The organism is Streptococcus sp. HMSC074F05 (assembly GCF_001808725.1).
Classification (GTDB): domain Bacteria; phylum Bacillota; class Bacilli; order Lactobacillales; family Streptococcaceae; genus Streptococcus; species Streptococcus parasanguinis_I.
The window spans coordinates 937,407-950,702 of the sequence record NZ_KV794411.1; the positions used below are offsets into that span (position 1 = coordinate 937,407).

At 43.9% G+C, this 13,296-nt stretch carries 15 protein-coding genes and 1 tRNA gene; 2 read left to right on the forward strand and 14 right to left on the reverse strand.

The genetic code is table 11. The annotated features are described in order from the left end of the window. Nucleotides 1–2: 2 nt before the first annotated feature. From era to HMPREF2685_RS08275, 7 genes are all read right to left on the reverse strand, one after another. Nucleotides 3–902 (reverse strand): GTPase Era, encoded by a 900-nt coding sequence (gene era, locus HMPREF2685_RS08240; protein WP_003004993.1) that lies wholly within the window; start codon nucleotides 900–902, stop codon nucleotides 3–5. 29 nt (nucleotides 903–931) lie between these two features. Next, a complete protein-coding gene (locus HMPREF2685_RS08245; protein ID WP_021153635.1) occupies nucleotides 932–1,330 on the reverse strand; it encodes a diacylglycerol kinase family protein in 399 nt (132 codons plus the stop codon). Continuing rightward, complete coding sequence (gene ybeY / locus HMPREF2685_RS08250) at nucleotides 1,311–1,808, reverse strand: rRNA maturation RNase YbeY (protein ID WP_003005431.1); 498 nt, start codon at nucleotides 1,806–1,808, stop codon at nucleotides 1,311–1,313. Before ybeY ends, HMPREF2685_RS08245 begins: the two co-directional genes overlap by 20 nt. A gap of 97 nt (nucleotides 1,809–1,905) precedes the next feature. Then, nucleotides 1,906–3,642, reverse strand: coding sequence for a tetracycline efflux ABC transporter Tet(46) subunit B (gene tetB(46), locus HMPREF2685_RS08255; protein WP_070466345.1), 1,737 nt, complete (start codon nucleotides 3,640–3,642; stop codon nucleotides 1,906–1,908). A 1-nt stretch (nucleotide 3,643) separates the two neighbouring features. Then, the gene (tetA(46), locus tag HMPREF2685_RS08260) at nucleotides 3,644–5,368 is read right to left on the reverse strand and encodes a tetracycline efflux ABC transporter Tet(46) subunit A (protein ID WP_070466347.1); all 1,725 of its coding nucleotides are present in this window, start codon (nucleotides 5,366–5,368) and stop codon (nucleotides 3,644–3,646) included. A gap of 394 nt (nucleotides 5,369–5,762) precedes the next feature. Continuing rightward, nucleotides 5,763–5,835 (reverse strand) — tRNA-Thr (locus HMPREF2685_RS08270). Between the two features lie 50 nt (nucleotides 5,836–5,885). Beyond that, the gene (locus HMPREF2685_RS08275; protein WP_070466351.1) at nucleotides 5,886–6,455 is read right to left on the reverse strand and encodes a GNAT family N-acetyltransferase; all 570 of its coding nucleotides are present in this window, start codon (nucleotides 6,453–6,455) and stop codon (nucleotides 5,886–5,888) included. 200 nt (nucleotides 6,456–6,655) lie between these two features. On the opposite strand from HMPREF2685_RS08275, the gene ald reads away from it, so the two are divergent. Continuing rightward, nucleotides 6,656–7,768: an alanine dehydrogenase gene (gene ald / locus HMPREF2685_RS08280; RefSeq protein WP_023918764.1), complete on the forward strand. Its 1,113-nt coding sequence runs from the start codon at nucleotides 6,656–6,658 to the stop codon at nucleotides 7,766–7,768. 47 nt (nucleotides 7,769–7,815) lie between these two features. Here ald and HMPREF2685_RS08285 read toward each other — a convergent pair whose 3' ends face one another. The 7 genes from HMPREF2685_RS08285 to rplK form a co-directional block, all read right to left on the reverse strand. After that, nucleotides 7,816–8,811: a PhoH family protein gene (locus HMPREF2685_RS08285; protein WP_070466353.1), complete on the reverse strand. Its 996-nt coding sequence runs from the start codon at nucleotides 8,809–8,811 to the stop codon at nucleotides 7,816–7,818. Between the two features lie 79 nt (nucleotides 8,812–8,890). Then, complete coding sequence (locus tag HMPREF2685_RS08290; RefSeq protein WP_003005127.1) at nucleotides 8,891–9,106, reverse strand: YozE family protein; 216 nt, start codon at nucleotides 9,104–9,106, stop codon at nucleotides 8,891–8,893. Nucleotides 9,107–9,116: 10 nt separating this feature from the next. Beyond that, nucleotides 9,117–9,971: an RNA-binding virulence regulatory protein CvfB gene (cvfB, locus tag HMPREF2685_RS08295; RefSeq protein ID WP_070466355.1), complete on the reverse strand. Its 855-nt coding sequence runs from the start codon at nucleotides 9,969–9,971 to the stop codon at nucleotides 9,117–9,119. A 99-nt stretch (nucleotides 9,972–10,070) separates the two neighbouring features. Further along, nucleotides 10,071–10,628: a ribosome recycling factor gene (gene frr / locus HMPREF2685_RS08300; protein WP_003005165.1), complete on the reverse strand. Its 558-nt coding sequence runs from the start codon at nucleotides 10,626–10,628 to the stop codon at nucleotides 10,071–10,073. Between the two features lie 19 nt (nucleotides 10,629–10,647). Further along, the gene (gene pyrH, locus HMPREF2685_RS08305; RefSeq protein WP_003005706.1) at nucleotides 10,648–11,379 is read right to left on the reverse strand and encodes a UMP kinase; all 732 of its coding nucleotides are present in this window, start codon (nucleotides 11,377–11,379) and stop codon (nucleotides 10,648–10,650) included. Between the two features lie 164 nt (nucleotides 11,380–11,543). Further along, nucleotides 11,544–12,233: a 50S ribosomal protein L1 gene (gene rplA, locus HMPREF2685_RS08310; protein WP_003005355.1), complete on the reverse strand. Its 690-nt coding sequence runs from the start codon at nucleotides 12,231–12,233 to the stop codon at nucleotides 11,544–11,546. Nucleotides 12,234–12,330: 97 nt separating this feature from the next. Next, nucleotides 12,331–12,756, reverse strand: coding sequence for a 50S ribosomal protein L11 (gene rplK / locus HMPREF2685_RS08315; RefSeq protein ID WP_003005369.1), 426 nt, complete (start codon nucleotides 12,754–12,756; stop codon nucleotides 12,331–12,333). 160 nt (nucleotides 12,757–12,916) lie between these two features. Between rplK and HMPREF2685_RS08320 the strand changes: the two genes are divergently transcribed. Next, the gene (locus tag HMPREF2685_RS08320; RefSeq protein ID WP_049498640.1) at nucleotides 12,917–13,261 is read left to right on the forward strand and encodes a DUF3397 family protein; all 345 of its coding nucleotides are present in this window, start codon (nucleotides 12,917–12,919) and stop codon (nucleotides 13,259–13,261) included. Nucleotides 13,262–13,296 lie beyond the last annotated feature (35 nt).

Genomic DNA, 13,296 nt, shown 5'->3' on the forward strand with positions numbered 1-13,296 from the left:
TCTTAATATTCTTTTTCGTTGTATCCGAAATCGGCAAGATCCAATTTCTTATCCCGCCAATTTTTCTTGACTTTCACCCAGGTTTCTAGGAAGACCTTGTCCCCTAGCATGAGCTCAATATCCTTACGCGCAAGGGTTCCGATCTTCTTGAGCATGGCCCCGCCTTTTCCGATGACAATCCCTTTTTGGCTATCGCGCTCGACCATGATGGTTGCTCGGATATGGACTTTATCTGTCTCTTCATCCCGCTTCATAGAATCCACCACTACGGCAACAGAGTGGGGAATTTCTTCCCGCGTCAAATGCAAAACCTTTTCACGGATCATTTCAGAGACCAAGAAGCGCTCTGGGTGATCGGTGATTTGATCGGCAGGGAAATATTGGAAACCTTCTTCTAAGTTTTCACTTAAAATATCAATCAAACGTGAAACATTGTTTCCTTGAAGGGCTGAAATCGGCACGATTTCCTTGAAATCCATTTGACTACGGAAGTCATCGATTTGCGCCAAGAGTTGGTCAGGGTGCACCTTGTCGATCTTGTTGACCACCAGAATAACCGGCACCTTAGCAGCCTTGAGGCGCTCGATGATCATGTCATCGCCCTTCCCACGTGGCTCATCTGCTGGCACCATAAAGAGAACGGTATCCACTTCACGAAGGGTGCTATAGGCCGACTCCACCATGAAGTCTCCAAGCGCTGTCTTGGGTTTGTGAATCCCTGGGGTATCGATAAAGACGATCTGTTCCTTATCCGTCGTATAAATCCCCATAATCTTATTGCGCGTTGTCTGCGCCTTGTCACTCATGATGGCAATCTTTTGCCCCATGACGTGGTTCAAAAACGTTGACTTCCCAACATTGGGACGTCCTAAAATGGCTACAAAACCTGATTTAAATGTCATATTATCCTTTCACGAGGGCATGCTCCCTCTTATCCAAATACCAAGGCCCAGAATTTGGGCACAAAAATCACCAGTCCTGTTAGTAGGGCAAAACCTGATACGACAAGGACTGCTCCAGCCGCCATGTCTTTGGCATTCTTTGCCAACATGGAGAAATGGTAGTTACTAGCTAAATCCACCACATTTTCAATGGCTGAATTCATAATCTCAAAAGCAATCACCAAGGTAATGCTGAGCAATAAAAAGAGCCATTCTGTCGCAGAAATCCTAAATACCAAACCAGCAAGAATTGCTGCAAGGGCTGATAAGGCATGCTTGCGCATATTGCGCTCTTCCTTGATCGAAGTAAAAATTCCTGTTATCGCAAACTCCAGGCTTGAAGTGAAGTCCCGATTTTTCCATTTTCGCTTATTGTCTTGTGAGTCCATAGGCTGTCAAAATCTCTTCCTGTAAGCCAAACATTTCCTTTTCTTCTTCCGGCGTATAGTGATCATAGCCATTGATGTGAAGAAAACCATGCACTGCTAAAAATCCCATTTCGCGCTCAAAGCTGTGGCCATATTCTTCGGCTTGCTCACGCGCCTTGTCAATTGAAATAAAGAGCTCACCAATATAGGTATCGAATTCAGCCATCATCTCTGCCAATTCTGGATTTTCTGCAAGATCTTCCTCGTCAAAAGAAATCTCCATCTCTGGCTTGTATTCTAAACTGATGACATCCGTCGGACGATCCGTATCACGGTATTCAAGATTTAGTTCATGACTGCGTTCATTGGTTACAAAAGTCACAGCCATTTCCTTGTCTTCTTTCCCAATTTTTTGAGCAGCAAATTCTAAAATTTCTTGCGTTTGTTTTAAGATTTCGTCAGAGACTTGACCAGTCTCATCTACCATTTCAATATACATCTGGATCACCTCACTATTATCACTTTATTATATCACAAAAACCAGCCTATATACTAGATACAGGCTGGTTTTCAATCTTTTTCTTTGCAGGACAATCTTACACCACTGTTTGCTGGATGGCATTCATCTGGGCATAGATCCCTCCTTGTGCAACCAGTTCCTCGTATCTACCACGTTCCACAATACGTCCTTCAGATAAGACTAAGATCTGATCCGCATCTTGGATAGTGGACAAGCGATGGGCAATGATAAAGGTGGTCCGGCCCTTTTGCAGGACTGCCATAGCTTGTTGGATGATTTCTTCTGTTTCCGTATCAATGTGAGAAGTTGCCTCATCCAAAATCAGAATTTGCGGATTCATATAGAGCGTCCGCGCAAAGGAAATCAATTGACGCTCACCACTTGAAAAGGCGGATCCTTTTTCTACGACTGGATGGTCGATTCCCTTTTCAAGGCGCTCTACAAAGGGCCAAGCCCCGACTTTTTTCAAGGCATCTTGGACTGCCTCCCGATCAATGTGATCCTGACTCATGGCCACATTACTAGCAATGGTTCCTGTAAATAGATAAGGATCCTGCAGAACAATCCCCATATGGCTGCGTAAGCTCTCACGAGAGACTTGGCGAATATCTTGACCATCGATCAAAATCGCTCCTTCTTGAGGATCATAAAAACGATAGAGCAGGTTCATAATCGAAGACTTACCCGATCCAGTATGACCCACAAGAGCAATGGTTTGCCCAGGACTTGCCTGAAAGGCAATATCTCTCAGAACTGGCTTTCTTTCTTCATAGGCAAATTGAACATCGTTAAACACGACTTGAGCTTTTTCTATCTTCAGTTCCGATGCACCATCGGCCTCCAAAGGTTGGTCTAAGAAAGCAAGGACGCGACTCCCCGTTTCTAAGGATCTCCGAATATTCGGAAATTGACGACTGAGATTGGCCATGAGATCAAATAGATTAATCACATAGTTAATATTGATAAATAAGAAACCAGCCGTCACACCGATATTGCCCTGTAGGAAAGAAATCCCAGCGATGGTCAATATACCTGCAATCACTAAAAACTTGAGCAATTCTGTCAAGGTCCAAGAAGCGATGGAATCAGCTAAGAGGATCCGATCATTGGCTCCTAGCATCTTCTGGGTAGTGGCTTCAAACTCCTCTACCACACCAGGCTCTTGATGATAGAGCTGAATCATACTGGCACCATGCAAGAGTTCATTGACTTGGGTATTGACCTCGCTTCTCGCATCAAAGAAATCCTTCATAGGCTGGTCCGTCATGACCTTGTAGAGATACTGGATTCCATAGAAAATTGGAAAAACTAGACACAAGAGTAACCCCATCATAGGACTCAGGTAAAAGAGAATCCCTAGGATAAAGAGAAATCGCACCAAATAGATGACTAGTATCATACAAGAGTTATAAAACTGGGTCCGCAAGGTCTCCGTATCATTGACAATTCTTGTTGCGATCTTTCCAGCCGGCTTGTCATCAAAATAAGAAATAGGCAGACCTTGCATGACTTGAAAGGCTTGGTCTCTCAGACTAGCGGTTACTTGATTACTTCCATGCAGTAAGATCCGATTTCCTAGGTAGCTAATCAGCTGTCCTAGGCTCAAGACTAAGAGATAAAATGCTCCCATCTGAAGCAAGTCCCCTTGTCCTCCACCGTGGGTCAGTGCAGTCAAAGGCCCATCGATCATCTTTTGGAGAAGAAAGGGTGACAATTCAGAAAAAATGGTGGCTAGTAAGAGGCAAATAAAGCCAGCAAGAAAGACAGTTGGATAAAGCGTGATCCTAGATAATAATCGTTTCAAAACTTTCATCTTATTCTCCTTCCTGTTTTTGTTGCCGTTGGTATTGTTCATAATACCAGCCTTCTTGAGCCAATAAATCACTAGCTCTGCCTTCTTCTACAATCTGTCCTTGATCCAAGACGATGATCCAATCCGCCTGATGAACAGCAGACAAGCGATGAGAAACAATAATGGTCGTCTTGTCTTTTCGTTCCTTTTGAAGCGTGTCAATAATGGCCTGTTCAGTCTTAGCATCTACTGCCGAAAGGGAATCATCTAACAGCAAGAGCTCTGCATCTCTTAAGAAGGCACGTGCCAGAGAAATCCGTTGTTTTTGACCTCCTGATACAGAGACCCCTTTCTCACCGATCAGGGTGTCCATTCCCTGAGACATCCGCTCGAGATCATCCGCAAAAGCAGCTTGGGCTACTGCTTCCACCAAGTCATCTTGGCTGGCTCCTTTTTTACCAAGCGCTATATTCTCACGGATAGACTTGGAGAATAAAATATGTTCTTGGGAAACATAGCCAATTTTTTCTTCGATGGAGTGTCGGTTGTAGTCCACGATCGGTTGCTGGTTGACCAAAAACTCTCCCTCACCAACTGGGTACTGCCGCAAGAATTGTCGAACCAGGGTAGTCTTTCCTGCACCGGTACGACCAACAATTCCAACCGTCTGTCCTTTCTGAATGGTCCAATCAATGCCTGACAGGCTCTTTCGCTCAACACCAGGATAGCTGAAAGAATAGTCCTTAAACTGCACCAAATCAATCTGCTCTAAGTAGTGAGGACCATCTGGCTCCAGATCATCCGTTTCATCAATCACTTCTTTTAATTTTTTATAGGACATTTGACCTGTCTGGTAGACCAAGATCAGGTCCGCCATCATCCACATAGGCTCAATTAAGAAGACCAAATACAGCTGTAAAGCCAATAACTTACCAAGGCTCAACTGCCCGCTTGCCAGGGACTGGCCTCCAAATAGCAGGAGCAAGACCGTCGAGAATCCAATAAACAACAGGGCTAAAGGTCCAAAAGAATACTGGATAGAGGCAATTTTGTCCCCTGTTTTGGAGAGACTGGCTGTTTTTTTCTGAAACTGTTTGACCTGCTGGTCCCGTCTACTATAGGCCCGCATGACCCGGATCCCTTCGATCGACTCCAAGACCTCATCGTTCAACTGAGCGACTGCTTCCCGGTTTTGCTCAACATACTCCTCCTGCTTTCTACTCAAAAAATAGGTAGAGACGACGAGGAAGATCATGGGAATAAAGGAAATCAAGGTTAATTGCCAAGAAATGAAAAACATGGTCGGAATAATAAAGGCAAACAAGCCACCGCCAAACAGGAGCACCATCATCCCGTAACCAGCCATATCGGCCATCCCATCCACATCTGTCGTAAAGCGCGTCAAGAGATCTCCTGAACGGAATTTCTCAAAAAAGGGACGCCGCATGGCTACTAGCTTACGAAACGCTTGACCCTGAAGGGTCGCCTTGAAATGGACTGACGACTGAAAGAGTCGCAACTGCCAATAAAAAGCCGTCAAATAATTGAGGATGGCTGACCCTACCAATAGGACCATATCCCATACAAAGTTCGATTGCGTCAGCGTCTGCTGACTCAAATGATCCACTAAACGCTGGATAACTTGCGTCGGGATCAATAAGGTGTAATCATAAAGAATCAGGACCATAGCGATCTTCACATATCGCCACTTGCGCTCCCTGATATACTCCCAAATAGCTCTGATCATATATTCTCCTTTTCAAAATGGAACAGAAAAAACCCAAGCAAGGAGCTGAGTAGGTGCTCAGTCCACACTTGGGCCTTCTGATGCCTGTCACCAATTCAGTTAAGGCAGGCAAAAATGCATACAAAAAACCCAAGACAGACTCCTCCATCTTGGGTTTCATTCAATTTTTACATAGAACTCAACTGAGATTGGAGAAGTTGTGTATTCAATTGTGTCATCAAAACATCTACTTTGTTCATGATGGTTTTCTCCTTTCTCTTTGTTGTTCTAACTTTACCACGGATTTCCTTGCTTGTCAACGTTTTTTTGAAAATTGTTGAAAAAAGCCGGACTGTTAAAGATAGACTCGCAAAAAAAGAAGCCTAGATCTTCTCTAAGCTTCTCTCTTCTGCTATGCTAGTTGCCGGGATTGAACCGGCGACCTCATCCTTACCATGGATGCGCTCTACCGACTGAGCTAAACCAGCAGTACCTATCTACTATATCATGGAGATAGGTCTTTTGTCAATATCCTGAATCATTTTTCTGCCAAATATTCTTCCTTCGTGAGGACATAGTGGACTCTTGTCACCATTCGCCCCTCTTCATGCAAGTCTAGCATCGCGTAGGGCTCCTCGTGAGAATATTTCATACCTGATTTAGCCATCACCCGGCCAGAAGCTGGATTGTCCTTATCATGAACAGCAATGAGCTTGTTCATTCCTAACTGTTCAAAAGCCAAGGCAATGACTGCCTTGGTAGCCTCTGTCGCAAGACCCTGGTTCCAATAATCTTTATTCAGAACATAGCCAATACTCCCCTTCTTCAGACAAAGATCCAAATCCAGTAAATCAATCGTCCCTATAAATTTTTCATTTTCTTTGAGCTCGATCCCCCATCTTCCAAGTGGGCTCGCTAGGTAAAAGAGGGCAATATTATTACGCGTCTCTTCTATACTTTGATTGGTTGCAAAGGTATAGCGCGTAACTGTCTCATCAGAAGCATACTCAAACATAGCTGGTGCATCTTCAAGAGTGACCGGACGCAAGTGCAAGCGCTCAGTCTCTATTTCTAGATAAGCCGCTAACTTCACATATAAATTTTCCATTTGACACTCCTTCTTTAGGGATTAGTTTAGCAAATAACCTAAAGGAAGGCAAGCTCAAATTTTTCTTGCTTTTTAACCCACTTTTCTATACAATAAAATCAATCAAAACAATCAGATAAGGAGTGAAAAGGTCATTGAGTCAAGAGAGCAATCTCACACCAATGGCCTTTTTACACCTAAATCTGAGCAAGGAGGCAAAAATGCTCATTGGAATTCCTAAAGAAATTAAAAACAACGAAAATCGGGTCGGTTTGACACCTGCAGGCGTACAAAGCTTGGTGAAGAAAGGACATCAAGTGTTGGTGGAAACAAATGCTGGACTTGGTTCTGGCTTTGTCGATGAAGATTACGCCAAACAAGGAGCGACTATTGTAGCAACTGCTGCAGAAGCTTGGGCCGCTGAGATGGTGGTCAAAGTCAAAGAACCTCTCGCTGAAGAATACGGCTTCCTTCGCGAAGACCTCTTGCTCTTCACTTACTTGCATATGGCTGCTGCTCCAGAATTAGCGGACGCTATGGTCTCAGCTAAAACAACAGGGGTGGCCTACGAAACGGTGCGTGACCTTGATGGACAATTGCCTCTCTTGGTGCCAATGAGTGAGGTTGCTGGACGGATGGCCGTGCAAATCGGTGCTCACTTCCTGACCAAACAAGAAGGTGGATCAGGCGTCCTCCTAGGTGGGGTGCCAGGTGTTCCCAAAGGGAAAGTCACCATCATCGGAGGCGGGGTCGTTGGAACCCACGCAGCTCGTATCGCCCTTGGACTCGGTGCCCAAGTGACCATCTTAGATATCAGCGCCAAACGTCTGGCTGTTCTGGAAGATGTCTTTGGTCATCAAATCCAAACCCTTATGTCCAACCCATTTAATATTGAGGCCAGCGTCCGTGATGCCGATGTTGTCATCGGTGCTGTCTTGATTCCTGGTGCTAAAGCTCCTAAATTAGTGACAGACGATATGGTTAAACAAATGCGTCCCGGTTCAGTCATCGTCGATGTGGCCGTTGACCAAGGTGGGGTTATCGAAACAGCAGACCGTGTCACAACGCATACGGAGCCAGTTTACGAAAAACATGGCGTGCTCCATTATGCCGTTGCCAATATCCCAGGGGCTGTCGCTCGTACCTCTACTATCGCCCTTACCAATGTGACCCTTCCTTATGTCGAATCCCTAGCTGACAATGGCTTCCACAAGGCAATTGCCCTCGACGAAGGCCTGCGCCAAGGGGTCACCACTTACCAAGGCCATATCACAAGCCAACCTGTTGCTACTGGTTTAGAGCGCGACTTCACCCCAATCGATGAATTGGTTTAATTTCTAACATAAAAAAGGCAAAGATCTGATGATCTTTGCCTTTTCTTTTATTCTTCTTCTTCCACATCCGGTTTTTCTTTGAGGACTGGATTTGGAATGTGCTCATAGGCCCGAATAATCTCTGCTACTACTGGATGGCGAACGACATCCTTGGCAGAGAAATGCACAAAGTCAATTTGAGAAATGTTCTTCAATTTCTCCTGAGCATCAATCAAGCCTGATTTGACATTTCGAGGAAGGTCAATCTGGCTAGTATCCCCATTGACAATCATCTTAGAGTTAAAACCAAGACGGGTCAAAAACATCTTCATCTGCATGATGGTGGTATTTTGCGCTTCATCGAGGATGACAAAGGCATCGTCCAAGGTCCGCCCCCGCATATAAGCCAAAGGCGCAATCTCGATAATCTCCCGCTCCATCATCCGAGTTGTTTGGTCTTTCCCTAAAATCTGGTAAAGAGCATCATAGACCGGACGTAGATAAGGGTCTACTTTTTCTTTAAGATCCCCTGGTAGGAAACCAAGGCTCTCTCCAGCTTCTACAGCAGGACGCGTCAAAATGATCCGCTTGACCTGACCACGCTTGAGGGCAGTCACTGCCAAGGTCACGGCTAGGAAGGTTTTCCCAGTCCCCGCTGGTCCAATCCCAAAGGTGACATCATGGTTCTTGACACTATCGACATAGATCTTTTGACCAAGCGTTTTAACCCGAATGGGCTTGCCGTAACTATCCTTGATAATCTCTTCTTCATAAAGAGCGATGAACTTATCCAATTCCCCATTTCTCACCATGGTAATGGCGGTCACCACATCTGGCGTTCCGATGGTCATGCCGCGGTTGACGAGGACCAAGAGAGCCTGAATGACCTGACGAACCTGCTCGCAGCTTTCTTCTTCCCCAATGATTTGGACGATTTCTGTCCGGGCATGAATGGTCACCCCAAATTCTTGCTCCATCAAACGGAGATGGCGTTCGTTGGATCCAAACAAATGAAAGAGATCGTCTGGATGCGTTAATGTAATTTCAACTGAATGTTCTTGCAAATAAAGAACCTCTCTACCTGTGTTTTTCTATTATTATAACAAAGAGGCCGAGAAAAAACCATCCTCGACCTGTCCTTTTCTAGTGGGCTTGGTATTCTTCCCAAATCGCATCAAAATCGCCAAGATTAAAGGAAAAGCTGGCATGCTCTTCTAAATAGCGACTGACCTCGTCGAAGTCATCTGTATGCTTGGGAAAAGCAGACTCGTGAAAAGCAAGATCTGCTAGAATGGCCTTAGGAGCATTGCTTTTAGGATTGCGCTCCGTCATCAGCCAAGTATAAAATGATTTTCGCATAAGCCTCCTCTTAGATCAACTCTGTTCCAAACTGGTCTTGCTTGATTTTTTTGGCCTTCATCAAACCACCCAAAGATTTTTTGAACTGGCCTTTTGAAATCCCAAAAGTTGCCTTGATCTCTTCTGGAGATGACTTATCATTCAAGGTCATAAAGCCTCCATTAGCTTCCAAATAGGTCAAAATCATTTGGGCATCGTTTTCCAACATTTCAAAAGAGCGTGGCTTCAAAGATAGATTCAAGGTCCGGTCCACCTCCCGAAATCCGATGACGCGAGCATTTACGACCTCTCCCAAACGAGGTTCTGCATAGCGCTCACTTGGGTGGATAAAGCCCAGCATATTGTTCTCTGGAAGGTAAACAAAGGTTCCAGACAATTTCAAGCGGTAGACAATGGCTGGCCAGTTTTGGTTTTGCATATTGTTATAGGCTGGACGAGCCAAACGCTGGAAATCTTCCTGGTAGGCTAAGATCCCCCAAATCCGATCTTTCTTATCGACTTCTAAGCGAATATAGAGACGATCGCCCTTTTTAGGCCATAGATCTTTGATCTCCGGTAGGATATCTAGTGAGACAACAATCTGCTTATCTGGAAGCCCTGTATCCACAAAGACTCCCAAATCTTTGCGCACTTCTGTGACCGTCCCCCAGCCAAAGCTTTCTTGAGTTGCTGTGACTTCAAGTGTCGTGAGTCGGAGTTTTTGCTTCATATCTGTATAGGCAAAGCCCTTGACACTTTCTCCAACTTGGTGTGGGCCTTCTGCTTTATCAAGCGCGTAGGTCTGGCCATCTTTTTGAACAAAATAGAAGTGATCATTTTCATCGATGACCATTCCCATGATGTAGCTTGCTAGATTCGTATTCATGTTTCCTTCTTTCCTCTTGCCTCTTCACAAGAATAATGGAAATAAAACCCAGCCAGCAGTGCCAACTGAGTCTTTCTTTCCTGTAATGGTTGGGATGGATTAAACTTCCATCAATTCTTTTTCTTTGTGCGCTGTCATTTCATCTACATGCTTGACAGCGTCATCCGTAACTTTTTGGATCTCTTTTTCAAGACCTTTCAATTCATCTTCTGTGATTTCTTTTGCTTTTTCTTGTTTCTTGGCTTCATCCATAGCATCACGACGGATGTTACGGATCGCTACTTTAGCATTTTCACCCACTTTTTTCACTTCTTTTGCCAAGTCGCGACGAGTTTCTTCTGTCAAAGCTGGGATAACCAAGCGGATAACAGATCCATCGTTGGCTGGAGTGATACCAAGGTCAGAAGCATTGATGCTGTGCTCGATGTCTTTCAAAGATGATTTATCAAATGGTGTGATCAACAAGACACGCGCCTCTGGAATGGTGATAGATGCCAATTGGTTCAATGGAGTCTCTACTCCGTAGTATTCTACGAAAATACGATCCAAAAGACTTGCATTTGCACGTCCAGCACGGATGCTACCAAATTCACGTCCCAAACTTTGGTGAGACTGGGTCATTCTTTCTTTTGCTTTTTCTACGATTGGGTTTGCCATAATCTTCCTCTATTTTCTATTATTTTTCTACGTTATTCGATACGGTTGTACCGATATTTTCACCAAAGACAACACGTTTGATATTGCCTGGTTCATTCATGTTAAAGACAACCAAGTCAATGTCGTTGTCCATGGAGAGTGTAGAAGCTGTTGAGTCCATGATGCGAAGACCTTTATTGATCACATCACGGTGAGTCAATTCCTCAAATTTCACAGCTGAAGCATCTTTTTTCGGATCGGCATTGTAAACACCATCGACCCCATTTTTGGCCATGAGAATGGCATCTGCTTCAATCTCAGCTGCACGAAGGGCTGCGGTCGTATCTGTTGAGAAGTAAGGAGAACCGATCCCTGCACCAAAGATCACGATCCGATCTTTTTCAAGGTGACGAAGGGCACGACCACGGATATATGGTTCTGCGACTTGTTGCATGGCAATCGCAGTTTGAACACGGGTATCCACGCCAACTTGTTGAAGCGAATCAGCCATCACAAGAGCGTTCATGACAGTCCCAAGCATACCTGTGTAGTCTGCTTGGACACGATCCATCCCTGCTTCAGCAGCAGGTTCTCCACGCCAAAGGTTTCCCCCTCCAATCACCAAGGCAATTTCAATTCCAAGTTCATGAACTTCCTTGATTTCTTGGGCCATATTTTGGACAGTTTTGATATCGATTCCGACACCACGTTCGCCGGCAAGAGCCTCACCAGATAGCTTGATTAAGATACGTTTATACTTAGGTTCTACCATTTTCTCTCTCCTTTTTTGATCTGTATTATTTTACCATAAATTACGTTTTTTATATAGTCATATCTATCAAAATTTTCTTTTTTCCATCCGATTAGTTTTACCAACTGTAGCAAATAAAAATGGAGTACAAAAAAAAGCTACCCGAGGGCAGCTTTTCATTTCAATTAAAGTGAGTTAACGTCCACTTTGATACCAGGACCTTGAGTTGTAGTCAAAGTCAAGCTAGTTACGTAAGTACCTTTAGCTGTAGCTGGTTTTGCTTTTTGGATTGTGTCGTTGAAAGCTTTAAAGTTTTCAACCAATTTAGTATCATCGAATGAAACTTTACCGATGATCGCTTGAACGATACCTGCTTTATCAGCACGGTAAGTGATTTTACCACCTTTAGACTCTTCAACTGCTTTCGCAACATCCATTGTTACTGTACCAGTTTTAGGGTTTGGCATCAAGTTACGTGGTCCAAGGACACGTCCAAGACGTCCAACAAGAGCCATCATGTCAGGTGTAGCGATAACAACGTCGAAGTCCAACCAACCATCGTTGATTTTCGCAACAAGGTCATCTTCACCTACGAAGTCTGCACCAGCAGCTTTTGCTTCTTCTGCTTTTGCACCACGTGCAAATACAAGAACGCGAGCAGTTTTACCAGTTCCGTTTGGCAATACCATTGCACCACGGATTTGTTGGTCAGCTTTTTTCACGTCGATGTTCAAGTTGTATGCAACTTCTACAGTTGCGTCAAATTTTGCAAAGTTAGTTTCTTTTGCAAGAGCTACAGCTTCTTCTACGCTGTAGACTTTTGTGCTGTCGATTTTTTCAAGAGCAGCACGAAGTTGTTTGCTTTTTTTAGCCATTTTATCTTTCTCCTTGTAATGTGGTCATATCGATTTTCATCTCCCACGTCACTCGTCATTTGATCAAGTGTATTGCGGGCAAATAGGATTGTTACAATTAGTCAGTAACAGTGAATCCCATAGAACGAGCAGTACCTTCGATCATACGCATTGCAGACTCAATGTTTGCAGCGTTCAAATCTGGCATCTTAGTTTCAGCGATTTGTTGTACTTGTGCACGAGTTACAGTTGCAACTTTCGTTTTGTTCGGTGTACCTGAACCTTTTTCAACACCTGCAGCTTTTTTCAAAAGAACAGCAGCTGGTGGTGTTTTTGTAACGAAATCGAATGATTTGTCTTCATAAACAGTGATAACAACTGGGATGATCATACCAGCTTGATCAGCTGTACGAGCGTTAAACTCTTTAGTGAATCCCATGATGTTGATACCTGCTTGACCAAGCGCTGGACCAACCGGTGGAGCTGGAGTAGCTTTACCAGCAGGGATTTGCAATTTTACAAGTTTTTCGACTTTTTTAGCCATTTCTTAAATCCTCCTTTGTGGTTTTGGCGGTAATTACAGATTTTTACCTCCCACAAGTATGCTTTGTGCATACCTTTCTATTATACACGATTTCTCTTTTTTTGCAAGAAAAAATTAAAATATAGTAAACTTTTTTTTCGTTTTATGATAGAATGAAGCTATGTTAATCAAAGTTGCTTCTGTATTATTTATTTTTTTAACGCTGATTCTGAGCGGCATCATTGTTCACCTCTTTAAACTCCAAAAAAGAGGATGGCGATCTACCGATATTGCCTTTCCTTTATTTGCTTTGGAGTACTACCTGATCTCAGACAGTGCCTTTTACCACAGCCTCTTACCACTGCTAGCCTTGAGTCTTTCGCTTTTGGCCTTGGGGCTAACGGTTTATTTCTTAAAAAAGAAAAAGAGTTTTTATTACCCTAAATTTATCAAATACTTCTGGCGCGCTGGATTTCTGATCACCTTCTTGCTCTATCTGATCCTAACCGCTAGTTTGTTTATCTAATACCAAAAGGAGGCTGGGACAAAAGTCCTAGCCTC

Excerpts from the sequence above, each read along its gene's own strand:
- rplA (WP_003005355.1), bottom strand. The coding sequence starts at position 12,233 with ATGGCTAAAAAAAGCAAACAACTTCGTGCTGCTCTTGAAAAAATCGAC.
- HMPREF2685_RS08320 (WP_049498640.1), top strand. The coding sequence starts at position 12,917 with ATGTTAATCAAAGTTGCTTCTGTATTATTTATTTTTTTAACGCTGATT.
- ald (WP_023918764.1), top strand. The coding sequence starts at position 6,656 with ATGCTCATTGGAATTCCTAAAGAAATTAAAAACAACGAAAATCGGGTC.
- HMPREF2685_RS08290 (WP_003005127.1), bottom strand. The coding sequence starts at position 9,106 with ATGCGAAAATCATTTTATACTTGGCTGATGACGGAGCGCAATCCTAAA.
- rplK (WP_003005369.1), bottom strand. The coding sequence starts at position 12,756 with ATGGCTAAAAAAGTCGAAAAACTTGTAAAATTGCAAATCCCTGCTGGT.
- pyrH (WP_003005706.1), bottom strand. The coding sequence starts at position 11,379 with ATGGTAGAACCTAAGTATAAACGTATCTTAATCAAGCTATCTGGTGAG.
- HMPREF2685_RS08275 (WP_070466351.1), bottom strand. The coding sequence starts at position 6,455 with ATGGAAAATTTATATGTGAAGTTAGCGGCTTATCTAGAAATAGAGACT.
- frr (WP_003005165.1), bottom strand. The coding sequence starts at position 10,628 with ATGGCAAACCCAATCGTAGAAAAAGCAAAAGAAAGAATGACCCAGTCT.
- HMPREF2685_RS08245 (WP_021153635.1), bottom strand. The coding sequence starts at position 1,330 with ATGGACTCACAAGACAATAAGCGAAAATGGAAAAATCGGGACTTCACT.
- cvfB (WP_070466355.1), bottom strand. The coding sequence starts at position 9,971 with ATGAATACGAATCTAGCAAGCTACATCATGGGAATGGTCATCGATGAA.
- era (WP_003004993.1), bottom strand. The coding sequence starts at position 902 with ATGACATTTAAATCAGGTTTTGTAGCCATTTTAGGACGTCCCAATGTT.
- ybeY (WP_003005431.1), bottom strand. The coding sequence starts at position 1,808 with ATGTATATTGAAATGGTAGATGAGACTGGTCAAGTCTCTGACGAAATC.